The 23,125-nt window shown below is 63.8% G+C and carries 25 protein-coding genes and 1 riboswitch; of the genes, 15 read left to right on the top strand and 10 right to left on the bottom strand.

Annotated elements, in window-relative coordinates; genetic code table 11:
- Positions 1 to 132 precede the first annotated feature (132 nt).
- Positions 133 to 783, top strand: coding sequence for a TetR/AcrR family transcriptional regulator (locus VRS74_RS05005; RefSeq protein ID WP_354144139.1), 651 nt, complete (start codon positions 133 to 135; stop codon positions 781 to 783).
- Here the strand turns inward: VRS74_RS05005 and VRS74_RS05000 are convergent.
- Both VRS74_RS05000 and VRS74_RS04995 read right to left on the bottom strand, forming a co-directional pair.
- Positions 780 to 1,763, bottom strand: coding sequence for a glutathione S-transferase (locus VRS74_RS05000; protein WP_354144138.1), 984 nt, complete (start codon positions 1,761 to 1,763; stop codon positions 780 to 782). The genes VRS74_RS05005 and VRS74_RS05000 overlap by 4 nt on opposite strands.
- 7 nt (positions 1,764 to 1,770) lie before the next feature.
- Positions 1,771 to 3,009: a cytochrome P450 gene (locus tag VRS74_RS04995; RefSeq protein WP_354144137.1), complete on the bottom strand. Its 1,239-nt coding sequence runs from the start codon at positions 3,007 to 3,009 to the stop codon at positions 1,771 to 1,773.
- 53 nt (positions 3,010 to 3,062) lie between these two features.
- Positions 3,063 to 3,174, top strand: a riboswitch (TPP riboswitch).
- 35 nt (positions 3,175 to 3,209) lie between these two features.
- Here VRS74_RS04995 and thiC point away from each other — a divergent pair.
- From thiC to VRS74_RS04945, 10 genes are all read left to right on the top strand, one after another.
- Positions 3,210 to 5,081, top strand: a complete 1,872-nt coding sequence (gene thiC / locus VRS74_RS04990; RefSeq protein ID WP_354144136.1) for a phosphomethylpyrimidine synthase ThiC — start codon at positions 3,210 to 3,212, stop codon at positions 5,079 to 5,081.
- A 5-nt stretch (positions 5,082 to 5,086) separates the two neighbouring features.
- Complete coding sequence (locus tag VRS74_RS04985) at positions 5,087 to 5,539, top strand: PaaI family thioesterase (RefSeq protein ID WP_354144135.1); 453 nt, start codon at positions 5,087 to 5,089, stop codon at positions 5,537 to 5,539.
- Positions 5,540 to 5,552: 13 nt separating this feature from the next.
- Positions 5,553 to 5,969, top strand: coding sequence for an EthD domain-containing protein (locus tag VRS74_RS04980; protein ID WP_354144134.1), 417 nt, complete (start codon positions 5,553 to 5,555; stop codon positions 5,967 to 5,969).
- A gap of 344 nt (positions 5,970 to 6,313) precedes the next feature.
- Entirely contained in the window at positions 6,314 to 6,658 is a 345-nt protein-coding gene (locus tag VRS74_RS04975; protein ID WP_354144133.1) for an HPF/RaiA family ribosome-associated protein, read from the top strand.
- A gap of 97 nt (positions 6,659 to 6,755) precedes the next feature.
- Positions 6,756 to 7,232 (top strand): RidA family protein, encoded by a 477-nt coding sequence (locus VRS74_RS04970; protein WP_354144132.1) that lies wholly within the window; start codon positions 6,756 to 6,758, stop codon positions 7,230 to 7,232.
- 86 nt (positions 7,233 to 7,318) lie between these two features.
- Positions 7,319 to 7,945, top strand: a complete 627-nt coding sequence (locus VRS74_RS04965; RefSeq protein ID WP_354144131.1) for a dioxygenase family protein — start codon at positions 7,319 to 7,321, stop codon at positions 7,943 to 7,945.
- A gap of 112 nt (positions 7,946 to 8,057) precedes the next feature.
- A complete protein-coding gene (locus VRS74_RS04960; RefSeq protein ID WP_354144130.1) occupies positions 8,058 to 8,423 on the top strand; it encodes a hypothetical protein in 366 nt (121 codons plus the stop codon).
- Between the two features lie 220 nt (positions 8,424 to 8,643).
- Complete coding sequence (locus tag VRS74_RS04955) at positions 8,644 to 9,075, top strand: COG3650 family protein (RefSeq protein WP_354144129.1); 432 nt, start codon at positions 8,644 to 8,646, stop codon at positions 9,073 to 9,075.
- A gap of 2 nt (positions 9,076 to 9,077) precedes the next feature.
- Positions 9,078 to 9,440, top strand: a complete 363-nt coding sequence (locus tag VRS74_RS04950) for a hypothetical protein (RefSeq protein WP_354144128.1) — start codon at positions 9,078 to 9,080, stop codon at positions 9,438 to 9,440.
- 33 nt (positions 9,441 to 9,473) lie between these two features.
- A complete protein-coding gene (locus VRS74_RS04945) occupies positions 9,474 to 9,881 on the top strand; it encodes a GFA family protein (RefSeq protein ID WP_354144127.1) in 408 nt (135 codons plus the stop codon).
- Positions 9,882 to 9,885: 4 nt separating this feature from the next.
- Here the strand turns inward: VRS74_RS04945 and VRS74_RS04940 are convergent, their stop codons facing one another.
- Entirely contained in the window at positions 9,886 to 10,218 is a 333-nt protein-coding gene (locus tag VRS74_RS04940) for an Mpo1-like protein (protein WP_354144126.1), read from the bottom strand.
- Between the two features lie 6 nt (positions 10,219 to 10,224).
- Entirely contained in the window at positions 10,225 to 11,646 is a 1,422-nt protein-coding gene (locus VRS74_RS04935) for a S41 family peptidase (protein ID WP_354144125.1), read from the bottom strand.
- Positions 11,647 to 11,893: 247 nt separating this feature from the next.
- On the opposite strand from VRS74_RS04935, the gene VRS74_RS04930 reads away from it, so the two are divergent.
- The 3 genes from VRS74_RS04930 to VRS74_RS04920 all read left to right on the top strand — a co-directional run bounded on the left by VRS74_RS04930 (position 11,894) and on the right by VRS74_RS04920 (position 14,261).
- The gene (locus tag VRS74_RS04930; protein ID WP_354144124.1) at positions 11,894 to 12,487 is read left to right on the top strand and encodes a YbhB/YbcL family Raf kinase inhibitor-like protein; all 594 of its coding nucleotides are present in this window, start codon (positions 11,894 to 11,896) and stop codon (positions 12,485 to 12,487) included.
- A gap of 25 nt (positions 12,488 to 12,512) precedes the next feature.
- Positions 12,513 to 12,758, top strand: coding sequence for an SWIB/MDM2 domain-containing protein (locus VRS74_RS04925; RefSeq protein ID WP_354144123.1), 246 nt, complete (start codon positions 12,513 to 12,515; stop codon positions 12,756 to 12,758).
- Positions 12,759 to 12,998: 240 nt separating this feature from the next.
- Positions 12,999 to 14,261, top strand: coding sequence for a dipeptidase (locus VRS74_RS04920; protein WP_354144122.1), 1,263 nt, complete (start codon positions 12,999 to 13,001; stop codon positions 14,259 to 14,261).
- Between the two features lie 3 nt (positions 14,262 to 14,264).
- On the opposite strand, the gene VRS74_RS04915 is transcribed toward VRS74_RS04920, so the two are convergent.
- Positions 14,265 to 14,420 (bottom strand): hypothetical protein, encoded by a 156-nt coding sequence (locus tag VRS74_RS04915; RefSeq protein WP_354144121.1) that lies wholly within the window; start codon positions 14,418 to 14,420, stop codon positions 14,265 to 14,267.
- Positions 14,421 to 14,509: 89 nt separating this feature from the next.
- Positions 14,510 to 15,349: a 2,3,4,5-tetrahydropyridine-2,6-dicarboxylate N-succinyltransferase gene (gene dapD / locus VRS74_RS04910; protein WP_354144120.1), complete on the bottom strand. Its 840-nt coding sequence runs from the start codon at positions 15,347 to 15,349 to the stop codon at positions 14,510 to 14,512.
- A gap of 151 nt (positions 15,350 to 15,500) precedes the next feature.
- On the opposite strand from dapD, the gene VRS74_RS04905 reads away from it, so the two are divergent.
- A complete protein-coding gene (locus VRS74_RS04905; RefSeq protein WP_354144119.1) occupies positions 15,501 to 17,924 on the top strand; it encodes a S8 family peptidase in 2,424 nt (807 codons plus the stop codon).
- Here VRS74_RS04905 and VRS74_RS04900 read toward each other — a convergent pair.
- The 4 genes from VRS74_RS04900 to VRS74_RS04885 form a co-directional block, all read right to left on the bottom strand.
- Entirely contained in the window at positions 17,921 to 19,006 is a 1,086-nt protein-coding gene (locus tag VRS74_RS04900; protein ID WP_354144118.1) for a phosphotransferase family protein, read from the bottom strand. The genes VRS74_RS04905 and VRS74_RS04900 overlap by 4 nt on opposite strands.
- Positions 19,006 to 20,094, bottom strand: coding sequence for a Zn-dependent alcohol dehydrogenase (locus VRS74_RS04895; protein ID WP_354144117.1), 1,089 nt, complete (start codon positions 20,092 to 20,094; stop codon positions 19,006 to 19,008). The genes VRS74_RS04900 and VRS74_RS04895 overlap by 1 nt, the downstream gene beginning before the upstream one ends.
- The gene (locus VRS74_RS04890; RefSeq protein ID WP_354144116.1) at positions 20,094 to 21,428 is read right to left on the bottom strand and encodes an acyl-CoA dehydrogenase family protein; all 1,335 of its coding nucleotides are present in this window, start codon (positions 21,426 to 21,428) and stop codon (positions 20,094 to 20,096) included. Before VRS74_RS04890 ends, VRS74_RS04895 begins: the two co-directional genes overlap by 1 nt.
- A 102-nt stretch (positions 21,429 to 21,530) precedes the next feature.
- Positions 21,531 to 22,946 (bottom strand): MFS transporter, encoded by a 1,416-nt coding sequence (locus tag VRS74_RS04885; protein ID WP_354144115.1) that lies wholly within the window; start codon positions 22,944 to 22,946, stop codon positions 21,531 to 21,533.
- Between the last annotated feature and the right edge of the window lie 179 nt (positions 22,947 to 23,125).

The raw sequence follows: 23,125 nt of genomic DNA, 5'->3' as shown, positions 1-23,125 counted from the left end.
CGCCCACACGTTCATGTCCGCCATCTGCATCGCCGCAACCGTCATCTTCTGGCTGCCGCAATGAGTCCTGAGCCTAGACAAAAATGGAGCATAAGTCGAGAGCATTAATCTAGAAAACGAATCTAGAGTGACATGAGCAAACAAATCCTCCACATGCGGCCCATGGTGCAGAAGCGTAGCCAGAAGACCCGCGACCTCGTGCTCGACACGGCGACCCAGCTCGTGATCGAGCACGGGCACCAGAACATGGCGATGAAGGATTTGGTCGAACGCTCGGGCGTCTCCAACGGGTCGATCTTCCACCACTTCGGCTCGAAGGATGGCGTGCTCGAAGCGATCTTCGTGAGCGAACGCCGCGCCTATCTGGGTTATGTCGCCGAATGCATCCTTGGATTTGATGGGAACCCCTGTGACGCGTTGGGGGAGGGCGCGCGCGCCGCGATCCTGTTCCAGGCGCGCGACCCGCAGCGGCATTTCCGGCTGATAACGCAATTCTCGCATTCGGAATGGCTGGCGCAGAACACGCAATTATGGGCCGACCTGGCGGTCGAGATCGAGCGACCAGTGATGGAATGGGCCATTCCGCATCTTGCGGCAGGGCGCTTGCCCATGCTGCCTCCGGCCACGATCCAGTCGCTGATGCTCGGCCCCGCCGAACTGGTGTGCAACCAGTGGCGTAACGGCCGCATCGGCGGCGCGCTGGAAGACCAAGCCCCGGCAGTGGCGCGCTTCGTCGCCGAAGGACTCAAGGCCTTGCGCCCGCCTCCGGCGAGCGAGGCCTAATCTTTGCTGAGCAAAGCGCTCCAGCGGCTACCGATCATGCCCTTCGCGCGCTCCCGGTCGCTTTCGCCCAGTGCAGCAAAGCGCGCGTGCAGATCGGCGAGGCATTTGACCTGGTATTTGAAGGTGGCCTGAGAATAGCCGTGCCCCATCGCCTCGAAGCCGAACTCTTTGGCACCTGACTCAAAGGCGGCGGCATTGGCGGCAAGGAATGGGGCATAGACCTCTCCAGCAATCCGCGCGAGTTCAAGCGCGCAATCGTTCGGCTCACTCGACCATTCGCCCTCGTGCCCGGACAAATCGTCGATATGCGCTAGCCAGCGATAGGCATAGGGATAGTCGGCGCGCATCATCGCTTGCGGCGTGGGATCGGTTCCAAGCTGCGACAGCTGCCCAAAGATGCCGAACTCGGCCAGGCTGGGGCGGGATCCGAACAGAAAGAAGCTGTCGGGCACATGCCGCTCGAGCGCATCGAGCACAGCGCGCGCCGAAGCCTCGATCAGCGGAAAGTTCTCGCGCGTGCAGCCGACCATGGCCATGCGGCCGACCTGCCTGGCGCGGAAAGCCTCGGCTTCGGCCTGGCTGTGCGCCAGCCCGCCGCCATGCAACCAGTCGAACACGAGCCAGCGGCTCATCTGAACCTGGTCGACTTCCTCCAGCCAGCGATATCCGAACATCGGCTTGGTCAGCCATTCGTCGGCAAAATCCTCGAGCAGACAGGCGAGGAAGGCGATCGCCGGATCGGGTGGGACGATGCTGCGATCGCCATGTCGCGCCTCTAGCTCATGGATCAGCGGGGTCGAATCATTGGCAAGGCTCCCGTCGGGGAACTCGAGAACCGGGATCACCGGTGCGCGCACCTGCTTCAGCGCTTCCGCCACTGCGGCCCCGTCCTTCCACACGAACGGAATCCGGCGGTAGCGCAGCACCGCGCGCACCTTCATCGAATAGGGTGAGGCGAGTGCGCCGTAGAGCGTGTACATCCCCGCCTCAGCTCCGCGTTTCGATGCGGACCGGCATTGCGGTGAAGCCGTGCAGGAACGGGCTCGCCAGCCGGGTCGGCTCGGCCTGCGGCACGATGCGCCAGTTGCGGGCGACGATTTCCTCGATCACCGTGGCGATCTGGATTTCGGCCAGTCGCGCGCCCACGCAGCGGTGGATGCCGTGGCCGAAGGCGAGGTGCCGCCGCGCATTCTCGCGAGTCACGTCGAAACGGTCGGCATCGGGGAACACGCTCTCGTCGCGATTGGCGGAGATGTACCACAGGATGATCTTCTCGCCTTCGCGGATCTGCTGGCCCGCCAGCTCGGTGTCGCGCGTGGCGGTGCGCCGCATGTGGGTGACCGGCGATTGCCAGCGGATGATTTCCTGCGCGGCATTGGGGATCAGATCGGCATTGGCATGCAGCAGGTCGAGTTGGCCGGGATAGAGATGCAGCGCCTCGACCAGCCCGCTCATCGAATTGCGCGTCGTGTCGTTCCCGCCCACGATCAGGAGAGCGATATTGGCGATCCGCTCCATCGGCTCCATATGGCCCATCGCTTCGGAATGGACCATGCGGCTGAGCAGATCGTCGGTGGGTGGCTGGGCGCGGCGCGCCTCGAGCTCGCGGTCGAAGCGTTCGAGCATCTGGCCCATCTGGACGAGGAATTCGGCGAAATATTCCTCATTGAGATTGTCCGCCGAAACCCCGCTCGCCCAGTCGGACCAGCGCTTGATGTCGCGCCATTCGTCATAGGGCATGTCGAACAGGATGCAGAGCATGCCGATCGTCATCGGGATCGACACGCGCTCGACCCAGTCGAACGTCTCGCCTTGCGGCAGACCGTCGAGCAGTTCGGCGCAGCGCGTGCGCACCTGCACTTCGCGGGTGGCCATCTGGCTGGGCGAGAAGGCCGGCGAAATCACCCTGCGCTGCGCGGTATGGATCGGCGGGTCCTGCGCGATGAAATTGGGGAATGCGTGGTCGTTCACATCGTCGGCGATGGTGATGTTGCCGCGCTCCCACGAGGACGACCAGGTCTCCCAGTCGAGCTCGACCTGCTGGATCAGCTCGTGCGTCACGGCGGACCAATAGGCGCCGAACGGGCTGTCCGGCAGATAGCTCAGCGGCATGGTTTTGCGCAGCTGGGCGAATGGCGCGTGCCAGCGGTTATCCGTATAGAGCGCGTTCGCGCTGAGATCGATCGGAGTAATCGGCCGTTCCCTGGCCTCTGCAATGCTTGCCATGACGTGTACTCTCCCGCTTCGTCTTTACTGGATGCTTGCACAGGTCTAGGGCCTTGTCATCCCCGGGGAGCCAGCTTGCGGCTGAGAGGGGCGGGGTAAGCGCCGCCCGACCCGTTGAACCTGAACCGATTAGCATCGGCGGAGGGAGCGGACGGCTAGCTGCCCGGAAACCGCTCTCCCGCCAGTAGGAGAGACTTCGCATGGCCGATATCAACAGCCCGATCGAGATTGGCGTCACCACCGGGCCGATCCGCGGCAGCCGCAAGATCCATGTCGGCGCGCGCACCGGAAGCGGCATCCGCGTCGCCATGCGCGAGATCGATCTCGAAGGCGGCGAGCCTTCGGTCCGCGTCTATGACACTTCGGGTCCCTACACCGACCCCGCGGTCACGATCGACATTTCCAAGGGCCTTGCCCCGCTGCGCCGCGACTGGATCCTCGCGCGCGGCGACGTCAAGGATTATGACGCGCGCGAAGTGAAGCCGGAAGACAATGGCCAGCTGGGGCCGGACCGTTCGGGCGGCGTGCCCGCTTTCCCCAACGTTGCCAGGCGCGTGCTTCGCGCGAAGCCCGGCATGAACGTCAGCCAGATGCACTATGCCCGCCGCGGCATCATCACGCCCGAGATGGAGTACGTGGCTGAGCGCGAGAACCTCGGCCGCGAAATGGCGAAGGAACTGATCGCCGCCAACCGCGAAGGCGCGCAAAGCTGGGGCGCGGCGATCCCCGACGTCATCACGCCTGAGTTCGTGCGCGACGAAGTGGCGCGCGGCCGCGCGATCATCCCCAGCAATATCAACCACCCCGAATCCGAGCCGATGGCGATCGGCCGCAACTTCCTGGTCAAGATCAACGCCAATATCGGCAATTCGGCGGTCGCCTCTGACGTCGCCTCCGAAGTCGACAAGATGGTCTGGTCGATCCGCTGGGGCGCGGACACGGTGATGGACCTTTCCACGGGCCGCAACATCCACGACACGCGCGAATGGATCATCCGCAACTCGCCCGTCCCCATCGGCACCGTGCCGATCTACCAGGCGCTGGAAAAGGTCGGCGGCATTGCCGAGGAACTGACCTGGGAGATCTTCCGCGACACGCTGATCGAACAGGCCGAGCAGGGCGTCGACTATTTCACCATCCATGCCGGGGTGCGGCTGCCCTATGTCCCGCTCACCGCGAAGCGCGTGACGGGCATCGTTTCGCGCGGCGGCTCGATCATGGCGAAATGGTGCCTCGCGCATCACAAGGAGAGCTTCCTCTACGAGCATTTCGACGAGATCACCGAGATCATGAAGGCCTATGACATCGCCTATTCGCTTGGCGACGGCCTGCGCCCCGGCTCCATCGCCGACGCCAATGACGAAGCGCAATTCGCTGAGCTCTACACTTTGGGCGAACTGACCAAGCGCGCCTGGGAGCAAGACGTGCAGGTGATGATCGAAGGCCCTGGCCACGTGCCGATGCACAAGATCAAGGAGAACATGGACAAGCAGCTCGAGTCCTGCGGCGAAGCGCCCTTCTACACGCTCGGGCCGCTCGTGACCGACATCGCGCCGGGATACGACCACATCACCAGCGGCATCGGCGCGGCGATGATCGGCTGGTTCGGCACGGCGATGCTCTGCTACGTCACGCCCAAGGAACACCTCGGCCTGCCCGACCGTGACGATGTGAAGGTGGGCGTCGTCACCTACAAGCTCGCCGCCCATGCGGCCGACCTTGCCAAGGGGCACCCGGCGGCCAAGGTGCGCGACGATGCGCTGAGCAAGGCGCGCTTCGAATTCCGCTGGCGCGACCAGTTCAACCTGTCGCTCGATCCCGATACGGCCGAGCAATATCACGACCAGACCCTGCCCGCCGAAGGCGCCAAGACTGCCCATTTCTGCAGTATGTGCGGCCCCAAGTTCTGCAGTATGAAGATCACGCAGGAAGTGCGCGACTTCGCCGCCAAGCAGAACCAGGAAAGCACTGGCTTCATCGCGGCGTCGGCGGACGAAGCGGAAAAGGGGATGGAGCAGATGGCCGAGAAATATCGCGAGGGCGGGGACCTTTACGTCCCGGCATCGGAATAGCCGCCATGGGCGCAGCCGAAGCGGAAAAGCCGGTCTACCGCGTCGAATTCGTCGAGCGCACCGGCATGCGCCGGCTTGAGGAAGGGCGCGGGCATTCCAAACTGCTGATGCCGCTCGCGCCCAATGCCAACCATGTCGACGTGATGTATCTCGGCGCCTTTTGCGTGCTGGCCGAAGCGGTGGCGGCGGGGCCGGGCATTTCGGTGCTCGACACGGCGAAATACTTCCCGATCATCAAGGATATCGCGGTCGATTTCCATCGCATGGCGGCGAGCGACGTCACCGCCGAATACACTTTGTCGGAAGAGCAGATCGCGGGCCTGCTGGCCGATCTCGAACGCAAGGGCAGCGCCACTTATGTCGCCGAAGTGCCGATGCACGATGCCGATGGCGCGCTGGTCGCCACCGGCAAGGTCACCGTGAAGCTGCTCAGCCACGGATGGAGCAAGCCCGCCTGAAGGAGATGCGCAGATGATCAAGCTCACCTATTGCCTGCACCGCCTGCCTTCGCTCACCCGTGCCGAGTTCCAGCGATACTGGCGCGAAACGCATGCCCCGCTGGTGGCGGCGGCGCGCGATGCGCTGGGCATCCGCCGCTATATCCAGCAGCACACGGTCGACAGCGCGATCGGCGCGGCCAATAATGAAGGGCGCGGCATCCCCTATGGCGATGGCGAGGATTTCGACGGCGTGGCCGAATTGTGGTTCGACAGCGAGGAAGCGGTCGCCGCCGCGGTCGCCACCGAAGCGGGGCAGAAGCACGCGCGGATCCTGTTCGAGGACGAAGCGAACTTCATCGACTTCGGTCGCTCGCGCTGTTTCATCACGCAAGCGAATGAGGTGATTGCGGGCAAGGCTCTAGCCAGCAGGAACCAGCTTCTCCAATAGCGCCCGAAGCTCGCTCGGAGTGGTGTGCCCCGCCACGGCTCCATGCCAGCCAATCCTGTCGTTCGCCGCTCCGCATTGGGCAGCACCAAGACTTTCCTACTTCGCCGAAATCTGCCTTACCCTTGCCGATGAGCACGCATCGCGCAAACGCCCTCGCCACTCGCGCTTCCGCCCCGCCCAAGCCCGGCAAAACCAAGGGGCCGGTTTTCTTTACCAAGACTGTGTCGCATGTGTCGCATCGGCTTGCGCCGGGCGGCCAGCCTGCCTGTCGATTCCGCTCGCAATCCGCGCGCGGCTCCCCACATTGAATAAAGATAGAAACCGAACGAGAGGAGACCGGCGCCATGCAGATCCAGTTCAATTCCGACAGCAGCGTGATGGGTACGGAAAACGTTGCGGAGCGCATCGAAGCGCAATTGCGGCACCAGCTCGCCCGGTTCGAGGATCGCCTGACCCGGCTCGAAGTCCATGTGTCCGACGCGAACGCGCGCAAGGGCGGTGACGACGACAAGGCCTGCATGATCGAAGCGCGGCCGCGCAGCGGAGAGCCGGTGGCGGTGACCGCGCATGCGGGCGACGTCGACATCGCTGCTCGCGAAGCCGGAGTGAAGCTGGCCGCACGGCTCGACCACCTGTTCGGCAAGGCTGAACGGCACAAGCACGACACGCCGCCCAGCAAGGTCATGTAGGCGGGTCGCTGGCCAGGCCAACGTGATGGACTCGCATACTTGCATCGATTAGCAAGCGCGCAGGGGGTCGCTCTTTCTTCGGGAGAGGGGATGACCCATGTTTGGCATGATCCATCACAGCCTGTTCTGCGGCCGCAAAGCCTTGGCGCTTGGCCTTGCAGCCCTGCTTGCTTCGCCTGTTGCCGCGCATGACAAGGGTCCGGCATTCACCCCGTCCCCGCTTCCATACCCATTCTCCGACGCGGTGCAGGTGGGCGATATCCTGTTCCTGTCAGGCGACGTCGGCATGGCCGAGGATGGCGTGACGATTGCGCAAGGCGGGATCGAAGTGGAGACGCGCCGCGTCATGATCAGGCTCGGCGAGCGGCTGGCCAGCCACGGCCTGACCTATCGCGACGTCGTCAAGTGCACGGTAATGCTGGCGGACATTGGCGAGTGGCCGAAATTCAACGCGATCTATGCGGAGTATTTCAGCCCTCCCTATCCGGCGCGTTCGGCACTGGGGGCGAGCGGCCTTGCGCTGGGTGCCAGGGTCGAACTTGAATGCTGGGCCTACAAGCCCGCCGGTGGATGATCCGCCGGATCGTGCACTTGTCCTCGTCCGGGTGCCTAGCGTGGCATATGGGGGCGGGTCGCAAATTTTGGGGGGAGTGACAGCTTATGACTCACATAATTCATCGCATTTCGCGCCGCGCCTTCACTGCGGGTGCGCTCGCCAGCGCCGCCGGGGCCAGCCATGCCCTGGCGCAGACCATCACTTCACCTTCGGCCATCGGGCCGTTCTTCCCGGCCGGCTATCGCGGCGAGACCGACGCCGACCTCACCCGCGTCGGCGCGCACGGTGAACGGGCGCTAGGCCAGGTGATCGAAGTGATGGGGCGGGTGCTCGATCGCCATGGCAACCCGATCAGCGGGGCGAAACTCGATATCTGGCAGGCTAATACGCATGGCCGTTACGCCCATCCGCAGGATACGTCCGACCGCCCGCTCGATCCCAATTTCCAGGGCTTCGCCATGATCCATACCGGCAGCGACGGCAGCTGGAAGCTGACGACGATCAAGCCCGGCTCCTATGGCGAGGGCCGCGGGCAGCGCACGCCGCACATCCATATGGATGTGAGCGGGAGCGACTCGCGCAATATCTACCAGATGTATTTCCCCGAAGAGGCCGAATCCAACCAGCGCGACGGGCTCTACCGCTCGCTGCGCAACGGTGCGCCGACAGCAGTGGCGAGCGCGCTGGGCGACCATCGCTACAGCTGGGACATCGTGATGATCGAAGGGTAGGGCCGGGGGATGCGGATCGGCCGGTCGCGATCGGCCCCCGTCCCGGCGTTTACCCCATTGAAACCAAATGCGGCGCTTGTTTGCTGCCGGGCAAACATTCGGAGGGTCGCAAATGGATCGGGAACATCGCAGCATGCGGGGGGCGGCGCTGGCCGTGCTCGCGGGAGCAAGCCTGGCGCTGGGTGCCTGCGCGGGAGATAAGGCGGTCCAGGGCGGTAAGGTGGCTTCGAGCCCGCGTCCTGCGCCTGTGCACGTGGCGGGCCCGCTCCGTGGAGAACCCGCAGTGTGGCATTTGCGCGCGGGGCTCAATGTTGCGGCGCTTTCGTGCCGCAAGACGCGAGGGCTGGAGAGCGACTACAAGAAGGTGCTGGCGCGCCACCGCGAATTGCTCAAGGCGAGCTATGCCGAGGAGCAGCGCCGCAGCGGCCGCAGGTTCGATGCCGAGCAGACCCGGCTCTATAGCCGCTTTTCGAACTAGCGGTCGCGCGAGAAATTCTGCTCGACCGCCGCAGGGGTAGCGCAGGAAGCGAGCGGGATGGAATCGGCGCGGCTGGCCCCGCAAGCGCGGACCTTGCTGGCCCGTCTCGAACGGGGTCTGCTTTAGTCGCTTCTTGCAAGGCTGTCGGCCTGCGCGAAAAGGGGTGACGGGCGCCGCCTGATCGCCTAGCTTCCCGGGAAAAGGGAGGGAGCGTTTCGGCATGAAAACAGGGCGATGCCTTGCGGGATTGGCACTGGCGGCCCTGCTTGCGTCCTGCTCCGGCGAGACTCAGCCCGCCCCGGGCGACGTGCCCGCCTTCGACGGCATCGCCGAGGGTGAGACGATCACCGCGCTGGGCACCGAACCCTTCTGGAGCGCGAAGATCGCAGGTACGGCGATGACCTATTCGACGCCGGACAATATCGACGGCACCGAGATCGAAGTGTCGCGCTTTGCCGGGAACGGCGGGCTGGGCTTCAGCGGCATGTTGAATGGCGAGCCGCTACTGATGGCCGTGACACCGGGCGAATGTTCCGACCAGATGAGCGACCGGACTTATCCGTTCACTGTGACCTTCAATATCGGAGAAGCGCAGCTTGTGGGCTGCGCCTATACCGACCAGCAAAATTTCATTGGTGAGGAGAACCCCTGAACATGAGTTCCTATGGCGACGCCGGACGCGGCTGGCGAATCTTCTTTTGGGTGGCAGCTGCCTTCAATTTCCTGATCGGGCTGGCAGGCATGCTGATGCCCGAATCCCCGCTTGACGGCCGCATCATCGGGCTGCTCGTCTTCGCCTTCGGGCTGGTCTACTTTATCGTGGCGAGCGACCCCATGCGTTATGGCCGGGTGATCTGGGCCGGGGTGCTTGGCAAGGTTGGCGTGGTGGCGCTGCTCGGGCCGACCGAGTTCGGCGGCGACGGCAGCGGGCTGGTCGGCGCGGTGCTTGCGGGCGATGCGCTGTTCGCTTTCGGCTTCCTGGTGTTCCTGTTCACCCGGGCCGACGCGGCGGATTAGCAGTAAGGAGCCCACGACCGGAAGGAGGAAGATATGGGACTGACCGGAGGATGCCTGTGCGGCCAAGTGCGTTACGAGCTAACCGCCGATCCGCTGATGTGCCTGACCTGCCATTGCAAGAACTGCCAGCGCCAGGCCGGAAGCGCCTATTCGATCATCGTCGGCGTGCCCGAAGGTGCGCTGAAGGTGGAAGGCGAGGTCAAGACCTTTAACGACAAGGGGGACAGCGGCGGGACGGTGCAGCGGCAGTTCTGCCCCGACTGCGGTTCGCCGCTGTTTTCGCTGGTGGAGGCGTCGCCGGGCCTGGTCTGGGTCAAGGCGGGCACGCTCGACGACACCTCGGCCATCAAGCCCAGCCTGCATGTCTATACCAAGAGCAAGCAGGACTGGGTCGAGCTCGGCGACATCCCTGGCGTCGAGACCGTGCCTTCCAATCTGTGAAGGCTCAGCGCGGCACGCCCGCGCGATCGAGTTCGGGGCCGAGCCTGCCGGTTAGCCACAGGCCCGACATGCGGAAGTCGGCGATCAGCGACCAGAGCGGATAGGTGAAGGTCGCTGGCCGGTTCTTCTCGATCCCAAAATGCCCAAGCCAGGCGAAGAAATATCCTGCGACAGGGAGCGCGGCGAGCCAGGGCCAGCTCGCGCTCAGCACTGCCCATAGCGCGATGGCCACCACCAGCGTCGTGCCGATATAGTGCAGCGCGCGGGTCTGCCGCTTGCTGTGCTCGCGCAGGTAGAACGACCAGAATTCGGCGAAACTCGCGTACTCGCGCGCCATCGCTGGTCAGAAAAGCCCGGGGATCTGGTGCTGAGCGGCGGTCGGCCGTTCGGGCTGCATCAGCTGGCGCTCGCCACTCACCGCCTGCGTGGTCCGCAGCCCGGCTTCCGAAATGGAGGTGCAGCTGCGCCCCGCGAGGAAGTCGAGCGCGGTTGCGATCGACGCTTCGCGCGGGTCGCCCAGCGGGACGAAGATGTCGTCATTCGCGCGGCAGGTGTTGGGCATGACGCTGGCGAGGCCTGTGAAGTACTCGCCCTGGTCGTTCGCGTTGACTGTCTTGAAGGTCACGGCCCGCAAGCGATCGTCGCATTCGTCGCGGTCGAAGCCAAACTGACCCACCGGTTTGCCATAGGTGTTGGTGCCGATCAGCGCGACATTGTTGCCGAGATAAGGCAACATCGAATTGATCACCAGTTCGCTCGCTGAAGCGGTGCCGCCGCGACCGATAAAGGCCACCTTGGTGGGGGCAATTGCTTGCGATTGCGAAGCGAAAAGCTTGGTCTCGTTCTCTGACGACTTGGAGCTGCGCAGTATCGTCTTCGACCAGACCTGTCCCGCCCTGCCCGCGCCCATCAAGTCGCCCATCAAGTTGCCGATCGACACCAGCCCGCCGCTATTGTAGCGGAAATCGATGATCAGTTCGGTAACGCCCTGATCCTTGAACTGCTGGAATGCAGCTCTCAGGTCCGGGTCCGCACTGCTTACGATGAATGTTCGCAGGTTGAGGTAACCGACCTTCTTCCCGCCATCGTCGATGATCCGCACGCCATAGCGGTCGGATACCGGATCGAGCGAGTAATCGGCCTTGGCGATGCTGGCTTCGATCGTGACGCCTGACGCCGTGCGGAAACGGATCACGCGCGTGACACCGGGATCCGAAGGGCCGAGCGCATCGATCACCGCTTGCGGTCCACCCGTCGCCATAAGTGTGCTGACCGATTGCAGGTTGCTGCTGTTTGTCCCGATTGCCAGCAGCTCGGTGCCACGATCGATCCCGGCGCCCAGGCCTGGCGCATTCTCATATGCTTCCAATACGAAGACGCGATTGGCGGACGTGTCGTAGCCCAGGCGGATACCGAAGCCTGCGCTCGAGCCCGAATTTATCAGGGCATTCTCTTCTGCGATCGATGTAATGTAGGTGAAATAGCGATCCTTGGACTGAGCCCGCGCGGGCGCAACCAGCGCATCGATATAGGACTGGAGATCGGAGTATGCCGCTCCGTTCACATTCGCGCTCAGCAGCTCGGGGAATAGGTACCATTCGTCGAGGACACTCTTCACCCATTGCTGGCGACTAGTGAGCGAGCAGGCTGTGGGCGTTGGCGTAGCACCCCCGCCGGTCGGAGGGGGCGACGAGGAGCCGCCACCGCCGCAAGCGGCAAGCGAGAAAGCCAGCGTGGCGCTGAGCGCTGAGCGAACGATACCCATTGTCATCCTCATGATCTGCCCGGGACAAACCCCCCGATCCGGGGGAAACAAGGCAAACATGACGCCATGCGCGCATGCGGGCAATCCCCGCCAGGGCAGTTTTGCGAGGGTAAAAACCCGTCATCAGGGGGAATTACCCACAGTTTAGCGGCCAAAAGCGGTGCAAATTCGTGGTCGCCGCCTCGTCACGCCCCGTCGAAGAGCCTAGTTTCGCTCACCAATATTGAGAGAGAGGAATCCCGTTACTGTGTCCGGCTTGCCTGATTGGCTCAATGCGTCCTTGCCGCCCGCAGCCCGCCATCCGGGACTGGCGATTGCGCGGCTTGGCAGCGAGCGCAACTTTGGACGCGGCGGATTTCAGCTGACCAGCCCGGCCTTTTCCGGTGGCGGCGAACTGGACCCTTGTTTTACAGCCGATGAGGAAGATGCGGTCGCTCCGCCGCTCGAATGGACCGCGCCGCCTCCGGGGGCGCTGGAACTTGCACTCGTGGTAGAGGATGCCACCGGCAATTCTTCCGAGCCGCGTTGCCACTGGCTGGTCTGGGGGCTCCCGGGCCAGCGCGGCAAGCTGCTTGAAGGTGAGGTGCCGCCGCGCACCGGAAAGAATGCACTAGGAAATTCGGAGTGGTTGCTGCCCGACCTGCCGGAGGGCGAACCGCACCAATACGTATTCCAGTTGTTTGCGCTCGAACTGCCTTTGACCCTTATGCCAGGGGCAAAGCGGGAGGACCTGCTCGCAGCAATGGAAGGGCATGTCGTCGCCAGCACTGCGCTGGTTGCCCAATATACCCGGTCGCAGGAGGACGAGGAAGACTGGGCTGATGACGATTTCGAGTTGTAACGGCCAAAAACGAAAGGAACTGAACATGGCTGGAAACGCGCTGCAAAAGCCCGTCAATGTGTCGCCCGCGCTTGAAGCGGTGATTGGCAAGGGTCCGATGACCCGCGCTCAGGTCACCTCCAAGGTGTGGGACTACATCAAGGCTAACGGCCTGCAGGACAAGACCGACAAGCGTCAGATCAATCCCGATGCCAAGCTTGGCGCGGTGATCGGCAATGCCCAGATCTCGATGTTCAAGATGACTGCTGCGGTGTCGAAGCACCTCAGCTGATCTCTGCGATCGGGCGGCGCTTTCCATGAGGGAGGCGTCGCCCTTTCGGCTCTTGCGGTCCGGCTGCTGCTAGCCGCGCGACCGCCAATAAATGCCGACGCAGAGTCGGCCCGGTTGGCGTTGCGCCAACTTGCTCTCCGCCCGATCGATCCTGGCCATCCGGGGCGCTTCCCATTGCGAGGCGTTGCGCTATGACAGTCGCTTCGAAGCTGCTCGAAAAGAGCCCCGCCGGAGGATCGCATGAAATTGTCCCGCTCGCTTGCCGCTATTGCGCTGCTTGGCCTTCCCGCAATCGCGGCTGCTCAGTCGCCGGAAGATACTGCCGCGGCAGCTCTCAAGGCCGCGCCGGTCTTTGACGGGCACAATGATGCCCCGATGCAACTGCGCGACCGTTTCGGCAACGTCATCAGCGGGTTCGATTTCGAGGATACCACCCACACCGGGGAAGGCCATCCGCAGGGAGCCGTGATGCACACGGACCTTGTCCGGCTGCGCAAGGGCAAGGTGGGTGCGCAATATTGGTCGGTCTATGTCCCGGCATCGCTCAAGGAACCTGAAGCGGTGCAGGCGACGATCGAACAGATCGACGTGACCAAGCGGCTGGTCGCACGCTATCCCGATGAATTGCAGCTCGCGCTCACTGCCGATGATGTCGAGGCGGCGATTGCCAGGGGCAAGATCGCTTCCCTGATCGGCATGGAGGGCGGGCATTCGATCGGGTCCAGCCTGGCGGTATTGCGCCAGATGTACGCGCTCGGCGCGCGCTACATGACGCTGACGCACTCGAAGAACACCCCCTGGGCCGACAGCGCCACCGATGCTCCCGCGCATGACGGGCTGACCGACTTCGGGCGCGACCTGGTCCGCGAAATGAACCGCATGGGAATGCAGGTCGATCTCAGCCATGTCAGCGAGAAGACCATGCATGACGTCCTTGACGTGGCGAAAGCGCCGGTGATCTTCAGCCATTCGGGCGCGCGCGCGATCAATGGCCATGCGCGCAACGTGCCTGACAGCGTGCTCAAGCGGCTGCCAGCCAATGGCGGTGTGGTGATGGTGGTTGGCCTGCCCGCTTTCCTCAGCGAGGCCGCACGCCAATGGAACAGCCAGCGCGAAGCAGAGCGCGCGCGGCTTTCAGCGCTTTGGCTGGGCCAGCCTGAGGCAGTCGCCGCCGGGTTGAAGCAATGGGGTGAGGCCAACCCGGTTCCGCTGGCCACCATTTCGGACATGGCTGACCATATCGAACATATCCGCGATGTCGCGGGGATCGACTATATCGGCATCGGTGGCGACTATGACGGCATGCCGAGCGGCCCGGTGGGGATGGAAGACGTCGCCGGTTATCCTGCGCTGTTCGTGGAACTGGCGCGGCGCGGATACAGCCGGCAGGACCTAGAGAAAATCTCGCTGCGCAATGCCTTGCGCGCGCTGCGCGGAGCGGAAGCCTATGCCGCCAGCCAGCGCGGGCAGCCCGAAGTCGAGAATTCCGTCAAGGGCGAGTGAGCCCTAGGCGGCAGTCAGGGCCGGGACGATCCACACCAGGGTCATGGCTATGATCGCCAGCAGCAGGCCGACTGCCAGCACCCAGCGCAGGCCCGTGTTGGTCACACCGGCTCGCGCCTCGTCATCCTCGATATGGATTTCGCCGTTTCTGTTTTCCATGGGCATTCCTTCCCGCGAACAAGGCCCTGCGGGCAATCAACGGCTCGCATGGTGCCTTGTTCCGAATGTGCGCCCATGGCGGCGCAAGGTCAATCGCGCAGAAGTTCGTTGATTCCGGTCTTGGCGCGGGTCTGCGCGTCGACCGTCTTGACGATCACCGCGCAATAGAGCGAGGGGCCGGGGCTTCCGTCGGCCAGCGGCTTGCCCGGCAGCGATCCCGGAACGACGACCGCATAGGGCGGCACTTCGCCGCGATAGATTGTGCCGGTCTCGCGATCGACGATCTTGGTCGACGCGCCGAGGTAGACGCCCATGGAGAGCACCGCACCTTCGCCCACGCGCACGCCTTCGGCCACTTCGGCGCGGGCGCCGATGAAGGCGCCGTCGCCGATGATCACCGGTTCGGCCTGTAGCGGCTCAAGTACGCCGCCGATCCCCGCTCCGCCCGAAATGTGCACGTTCTTGCCGATCTGGGCGCAAGAGCCGACTGTGGCCCAGGTGTCGATCATCGTGCCTTCATCGACATAGGCGCCGATGTTCACGAAGCTCGGCATCAGCACCACGCCCTTGCCGATAAAGCTGCCGCGACGCGCCACTGCGCCGGGCACGACCCGGAAGCCGGCATCGCTGAAGCGGTTGTCGCCCCACCCGGCAAACTTGCTCGGCACCTTGTCATAGGCGGCCTCGCCAGCGGAGCCGCCTTCCATCACGCGGTTGTTGGTGAGCCGGAACGAAAGCAGCACCGCCTGCTTGAGCCATTGGTTGACCTTCCAGCCGCCATTGCCATCCGGCTCGGCAACGCGCGCCGCGCCGCTGTCAAGCAGGCCGATCGCTTCTTCGACCATCGTGCGCACGTCCTGGTCGGCAGGTGTCAGTTCGGTGCGACGTTCCCACGCCGCTTCGATCGCTTGGACGAGTTCGCTGGACATTCCTGTATCTCCGCAGGCCCGTATCTCCGCAGGTGGCAATTGGCCCTTGCCGCGCTGCTAGCGGCGGTGCGCGGGTGCGGCAAGAGCGCAGCTGCGCAGATTTTCTTGCTATCGCGATAACCTTGCACTTATGCCTATGGCTTAACGGGGGATGGCAGAGGAAGGTCGCACCATGCCCACGATCCTCAATTCGCATATCAATCGCTGGCGTTCTTCGGCCGCGCTTGGCGCGATTGCGCTGCTGGCGGGATGCGGCGGCGGCGGGGCGCCGCCGGTCAGCACACCTCCCCCCTTGCCGACACCCACGCCTTCACCGACTCCTACGCCCACTCCCACTCCCACTCCCACTCCCACTCCAACACCGACTCCAACGAGCTTCAACACGCAGGAATTCTACGATTCCGACGGGCCCCAATTCCACAAAGCAGTCACGGCCTGGCAGGCGGGTTTCACCGGGCAAGGATCGATCATCGCCATCGTCGATAGCGGGATCGACAGCGACAGCCCCGAATTCGCAGGGCGGATTCATCCCGATTCGACCGATGTCGCGGGTAACCGTGTTCTTGACGGGCCCGACGACCACGGCACGCATGTCGCTCTGGTAGCCGCCGCTGCGCGCGACAATCGCGGCATAATGGGCATCGCCTTTGACGCGCAGGTGCTGGCTATTCGGGCCGATCAGCCCGGAACCTGTTCCACCGGCTCGTCGCAGGATCCTTCGCTGACTTGCCTGTTTGACGATCGCGCAATCGCAGCGGGCGTGGACCTGGCGGTGAGTTCGGGCGCGAAGGTGGTCAACCTCAGCCTTGGCGGCGGGGCTGCCTCGCAAGTGCTGCTAGACGCCATCGCACGCGCCAGCAGCGCCGGTCTCGTGATCGTGGTTTCGGCCGGCAATGGGGGTGACGGAAGCGAACCGGGGATCGATCCCGATCAGCCCGACCCCTTTGCCTCCAGCCTTCTGCAGGTAGGCGGCGCCAATGTGATCATCGTCGGTTCGAACGATGCGAACGGCCAGTTCTCGAGTTTCAGCAACCGTGCGGGGAATTCGCGCGATTCCTTCCTCACTGCGCTCGGCGAGGGTATCTGCTGCCTCTATGACAACGGGCAATTGCTGGTCGAGAATATCAATGGCCAGCAATTCGTTACGGTGTTCTCGGGCACCAGCTTTTCTGCTCCGCAAGTGGCCGGTGCAGTGGCTTTGCTGGCGCAGGCCTTTCCCAATCTGACTGGCGCGGAAATGGTCGAGATATTGCTCGACAGCGCGCTTGACGCAGGGGCGAGCGGCATTGATGCCGTTTTCGGCCGCGGGATTCTCGACATAGCCCGCGCCTTCGCCCCTGCGGGTACGACGACGATCGCTGGCCAGACCTCGGCCTTTGCGCTGAATGAGAGGGTCGCGATCGGCTCGCCTGCAATGGGCGATGCGCTGGGCGGATTGTCGCTGCCGACGATCATCACCGACAAATATGACCGCGCCTATGGTTTCGACCTAGGAGGGGGGCTGGCGGGATCGAGCCTGGTTCCGCGATTGCGCGGGGCGGTCGAAACCCGGGGCCACGAATTCGCCGCGGCAAGCCGCGATGTAGCGCTTGCCTTCTACGTGGCGGGCGACCCGCGCGCCGGAGGGTTACAATGGGCAGCGCCTTTGCGGCTTAGTTCCGACGAAGCCGGATCGGCAAAGGTGCTGGCCGCGCGTATCGCCGCGCGCATCGCGCCGGGCACGCAACTTGGCATTGCCTATGCGCAAGGGGCAGGCGGGCTTGTCGCGCAATTGCAAGGCCATTCCACGCCAGCCTTCCGTATCGCGCCGGGGCCACGCGGCGATGCCGGATTCTTCGAGGCGAACGACGCTTCCGCGGCAGTGCGGCATCAATTCGGGCCGTGGGGCATGACCTTTCACGCCGGAAGCGGCGACGCACGCCTTGCCTTTGCGCCCCGGTTGGAAGAGCTGCTGTCCGGGCCGGGCGAACGTTTCCCGACGCGCGGTTTGGGTATGGAGCTGGACCGGCGATTTGGCGCGCTGGCTGCGACGCTGGGGATAAGCTGGCTGCGCGAAGAGCGCAGCGTGCTGGGTGCACGCTTCCACCCGGCGATCGCGCAAGGCGGGGCGGATACCGGCTTCCTCGACTTCAGTGCGCGCTGGCAGCCGGGCGATGGTTGGTCTGCCGGGGGCGAATGGCGGCTTGGTGTGACCCGGCCCGATCAAGGGAGCGTGATAACAAGCGGCTCTCAACTTCTCAGCCAGGCCTGGGCATTCGACCTAACACGCGCTTCGATATTTGCGCGCGGCGACAGCCTGGGGCTTCGCTTGAGCCAGCCCTTGCGGGTCGAACATGGCGGGCTCAGCCTCAATTTGCCTGCTAGCTATGACTATGCGAGCGAAACGGCGGGTTTTGCAATCCAGCGCCTGTCGCTTGCCCCGCAAGGGCGCGAACTGGTTGGCGAACTCGCCTGGCAGGGCCCGCTGCCGTGGGGGAGGGCCGCAGTCAGCCTGTTCTACCGCCATGAGCCCGGCCACTATGTCGGCGCACCCGCCGATGCCGGCACCATGGTGAGCTTCAACGCCGGTTTCTAGTCGGGCATCCCCGCTGCCTTGGCGAAATCATAGGCACGCTCGATCAGCGGAGTGACCCGCTCGCTCATCGATTTTGCATGGGCCGAGGAAGCGGTGCCGTCGATGACGCGCTTCTTGATGCCCTGCATGATCCCCGCCAGCCGGAACAGATTGTAGCCGAAATACCAATCCATCGGCGGAACCGGATAACCGGTGCGCGCGACATAGCGTTCGACCGCCTCTTCAATCGAAGGAATGCCCAGTTCTGCCAGGTCGAGCCCAAGCAGGCCGGCGCGGCCATCGGAAGCGTTCTTCCAGTTGAGCATCAGATAGCTGAAGTCGGCGATCGGATCGCCCAGCGTCGAGAGCTCCCAGTCGAGCACCGCGATCACGCGGTTCTCGGTCTTGTGGAAGATCATATTGTCGAGCCGGTAGTCGCCATGCACCACCGAGCTGACATGCTGCGGTGGAATGGTCTGCGGAAGCCACTCGATCATCCGCTCCATCTTGGGCTGGTGCTCGGTTTCGGAGAGCTTGTACTGCTTGGTCCAGCGGCTGATCTGGCGCGCGCAGTAATCGTCGGGCTTGCCGAAATCGCCCATGCCGATGGCCTGCGGATCCTTGGTGTGGAGGTCTGCCATGGTATCGATCATGGCATTGTAGATTTCGCGCCGATCTTCCTTCGAACATTGCGGCAGTGCGCCGTTCCAAAGCGATCGCCCGTCGGCGAGGCTCATGACGAAGAACTTGGAGCCGATCACTTCGGGGTCTTCGCACAGGCCATAGGTGCGCGGGACGGGAAAGCCAGTGGGGTACAGCCCCGTCATCGCGGCATATTCGCGGTCCACCGCGTGGGCGCTTGGCAGCAACTTGCCGAATGGCTGGCGCCGCAGCACGTAGGAAGCGCCGGGCGTATCGATGCGGTAGGTCGGGTTCGACTGGCCACCCTTGAACTTGGTGTAGCTGATCGGACCTTCGTATCCTTCGACATTGGCCTCGAACCAGGCGGTCAGCCGGTCGAGATCGAGCCGGTCCGCTTCGGGCACTTCGATGGTGCCCACCATTACCTTGTCGAAATCGATCGCCTGCGCTTCCTCTGCCATCAGTCGAACACCACCACGCTACGGGCCGAATGGCCGCCCTTCATCTTCTCGAAGCCCTCGTTGATCTTCTCCAGCGGAATCCGCTCGGCAATGATCGTGTCGAGATCGAGCAGTCCGCGCATGTAGAAATCGACGAGGCGCGGCAGGTCGACCGGGAAGTGGTTCATCCCCATGATCGCGCCCTGCAGCTTCTTGCCGCCCAGCAGGTCAAGCGCACCGAGCCCGACCTTACAGTCGAGCGGCATCATGCCGAGGATCGTGGCGGTGCCGCCGCGGCGCAGGATCTTGACGGCTAGATCGGCCGAGGCCTGGCGGCCGACGGCTTCGATGGCGTGGTGAACGCCGCCGCCGCTGATCGCCATGACCTGCTCGACCGCGTCCGCAGCCATCGCATCGACCGTATGGGTCGCGCCCAGCACCTGCGCCAGTTCGCGCTTCTCGGGGATCGGATCGATAGCGATGACCTTGCCCGCGCCGGCGATCTTGGCGGCGTTGATAGCGGCAAGGCCGACCCCGCCGCAGCCGACGACAGCGACGGTTTCACCCGGCACCACCTTGCAGGCATTGAAGATGGTGCCCGCACCGGTCGTCACTGCGCAGCCGATCACAGCAGCCCGATCGAGTGGCATATTCTTGTCGATGGCAACGCAGGCATGCTCGTGGATCAGCATCTGCTCGCAGAATGCCGAGAGGTTGAGCATCTGTGCCACCGGAGCCGAGCCATCGGCGCGCATGATGCGCGGGGCGGCGTCGGGCGCACGGCGGGTATCCGCGCCAAGGCACAGTGCCATGCGGCCGGTGACGCAGAATTCGCAGTGCCCGCAGAAGGCGCTGAGGCAGGACACCACGTGGTCGCCCGGCTTCACCGTCTTCACTTCGCTCCCCACCGCGCGGACCACGCCCGCTGCCTCGTGGCCCGGGATCGCCGGCAGCGGATGCGGATAGGCACCTTCGATGAAGTGCAGGTCGGAATGGCACAACCCGCAGGCCTTGGTATCGATCAGCACTTCGTGCGGACCGGGATCGGCGAGTTCGACCTCGCCGATCGTCAGTCCACCGACTTGCTCGAGAATCGCAGCTTTCGCCATCAGCGCGCCACTCCCATGTCGCCCGAGCTGAAGCCCGCTTCGCCCATGCTCGGCGCCTTGCCGTCGCGCAGCGCGTTGGCGGAGGGGCCGGCCTGAGGCAAGTGCTTGGCGAATTCCATCCGCGCGATCGAGCGGGCATGGACTTCGTCCGGGCCGTCAGCCAGTCGCAGCGTGCGCTGGTGGGCATAGGCGCTGGCCAGGCCATAGTCTTCCGACACGCCGCCGCCGCCATGCGCCTGGATCGCATCGTCGATGATGCGCAGCGCCATATTGGGCGCCTGCACCTTGATCATGGCGATTTCCTGCTTGGCGTTCTTGTTGCCGACCTTGTCCATCATGTCGGCCGCCTTCAGGCAAAGCAGGCGGGTCATGTCGATGTCGATACGGGCGCGAGCGACGCGCTCTTCCCAGACCGAGTGCTTGTAGATCGGCTTGCCGAAGGCTTCACGTTCCTGCAGGCGGCGGCACATCTTGGCGAGCGCTTCCTCGGCGACGCCGATGGTGCGCATGCAGTGGTGGATACGGCCCGGGCCAAGGCGGCCCTGTGCGATCTCGAAGCCGCGGCCTTCGCCCAGCAGCATGTTGGTGACCGGGACGCGCACGTCCTTCAGTTCGACCTCCATGTGGCCGTGCGGAGCATCGTCATAGCCGAACACCGGAAGGTGGCGGATGATGTTCACGCCCGGTGTATCGTTGGGAACGAGAATCATCGATTGCGCCGCATGGCGGCCGGCGCTGAAGTCGGTCTTGCCCATGACGATCGAGATCTTGCAGCGCGGATCGCCAAGGCCTGACGACCACCACTTGCGACCGTTGATGACGTATTCGTCACCATCGCGCTCGATCCGGGTCTCGATATTGGTTGCGTCGGATGAAGCGGTATAGGGCTCGGTCATGAGGAAGGCGGAGCGGATCTCGCCATTCATGATCGGCGTCAGCCACTGGTCCTTCTGTTCGCGCGTGCCGTAGCGGTGGAACACTTCCATGTTGCCGGTGTCGGGCGCGGAACAATTGAACACTTCGGATGCGAAGCCGATGCGGCCCATTTCCTCGGCGCACAGCGCATATTCGAGGTTGGTCAGGCCGGGGCCTTCGAATTCGTAAGTCTCGTCGACATGGTGATGGCCGTCATTGCGCGGCGGCATGAACAGGTTCCAGATGCCTTCGGCCTTGGCCTTGGCCTTGAGCTCCTCGACCACGGGGATCACTTTCCAGCGATCGCCTGCGGCATCCTGCGCCTTGTAGGTCGGAACCGCGGGGCGGATGTCATGCTCGATGAAATCGCGCACTCGGTTGCGCCAATATTGCTGCCGTTCGGTTGGTTCGAAATCCATGGGGGTGCTCCTGTCCTTATCTCTCTTCGGTTTCTCTAATCGGATGCTGCGCACTTCAGTGGCAGAGGCCGTTCGGTGCGCCAAGCTCTCATTTGTGCGGTCTCATGGCGTTATTGCATGGGCATCGGGGTCGGCGCGAGCAGCGACATCGAGCACGGCGAGCCGCGCTTCGTGCTCTTCGCGCCCGATCGGGAAACGGCCCAACCAGTAAGCGGCGAAGATCGCCAGAACCATCGCCGCACCCCAATATAGCAGTATCATATGCGTGATGATCGATTCGGGCACATCGCCCGGCTGCGAGTCGAATGGCAGCTGCGACGCAGCGATGATCTGGCCGGTCATGAAGATCCCGAGGCCCGTTGCGCATTTCTGCACCAGCCAGTTGCCCGAATAGAAAGCGCCTTCGGCCCGGCGACCGGTCTTCTCAAGATAGGCCTCCACGATCTCGGCGATCATCGACGAGGCCGAGATCATCACCACGATCCCCATCGTGTTCGCCAGCAAATGCAGGCCCAAGTAGAGCAGGGTCGATGGCCAAGTGTCGACTTGGAGCCAAATCCCGGCCAGCAGCAGCACATATGGGACGAGGAACAGGACAAGCGCGGAAAGTACCGCGACAGCGGCGCTCTTTGGCTTTCCCAGCCGGCGGTGCATCGGGCTGACGATGAAGAACATCAGCACCACTGAAAGGAACAGCACGCCGGGATAGGCGGTGAGAGCGGTTCGATCGAATTGCCAGACGAACACATTGAGGTAATTGGTGATCGAGAATGTCATCCCCTGGCTGACATAGGCGGCCAGCCCGCCCAGCGCGAAGATGATGAAGGCGCGTTCGCGGAAGGCTTCGAAGATCTCCGAAAAGGCGGCTTTGAACGAGAATGGCGGCGGCTTTTGGGCCGGGTAATGCGCAACCAGCCTATGCTGCCCCAGTGCTGATCCGATTACCGATACGGCTATCAGGATCGCGCCGAAAATGCCGAATGCGGCATAGCCCTCGCGCTGCAACAGGCCCTCGGGCCCGGGCATTAAGACGGTGTAGGCCAGCACCATCATCAAAATGCCGCCGGTCCAGCCGGACAGGTAGCGATAGCGGAACAGCGTGGTGCGCTCGTCATAGTCATTGGTGATTTCGGGCAGTAGCGACACCGATGGCACTTCGCAGGCCGAAAGCAGCACGCGCACCACCACTGCAATGCCAAGCAAGCCAAGGAAGCTGGGCGGCTCCGCGCCCGGCGGCGACCAGAGCGCGATCCATGCGAAAGCCAGCGGGATCGGTGCGAGGTAGAGCCATGGCAGGCGGCGACCCCAGCGCGAATAGGTGCGATCCGACAGATTGCCGAGGATCGGGTCGACCACGGCATCGACCAGCAGCGCCACGAGCAATGCCAGGCTCACGACTCCGGCATCCATGCCGAGCACCTGGTTGTAATAGAGCAGCAGGAAGAAGCTGAAGCCCGAGTCCTTGACCCCGAAGGCGACCGCGCCGAAGCCGTGAATCAACTTCAGCCGCTGCGGCAAAGGGCCTCTTACAAGGCTCACCCTGCAGCGCTTTGCAAGCTGCGAATCGGGGCGAATCTCTCCATCAGGCCACTCCCACGGCGTTGACGTTAGCGTAAGCGAAGCGTGCCCCGCGTCAACGCTGTACAATCTGACGCTACGGCATTGCCACCTGTCACAACTGTGCTTGCGGCACGGGT

Origin of the sequence: Altererythrobacter litoralis, assembly GCF_036324225.1 — a bacterium.
GTDB lineage: Bacteria > Pseudomonadota > Alphaproteobacteria > Sphingomonadales > Sphingomonadaceae > Erythrobacter > Erythrobacter litoralis_A.
This window is presented reverse-complemented; position numbering and strand designations above follow the sequence as displayed.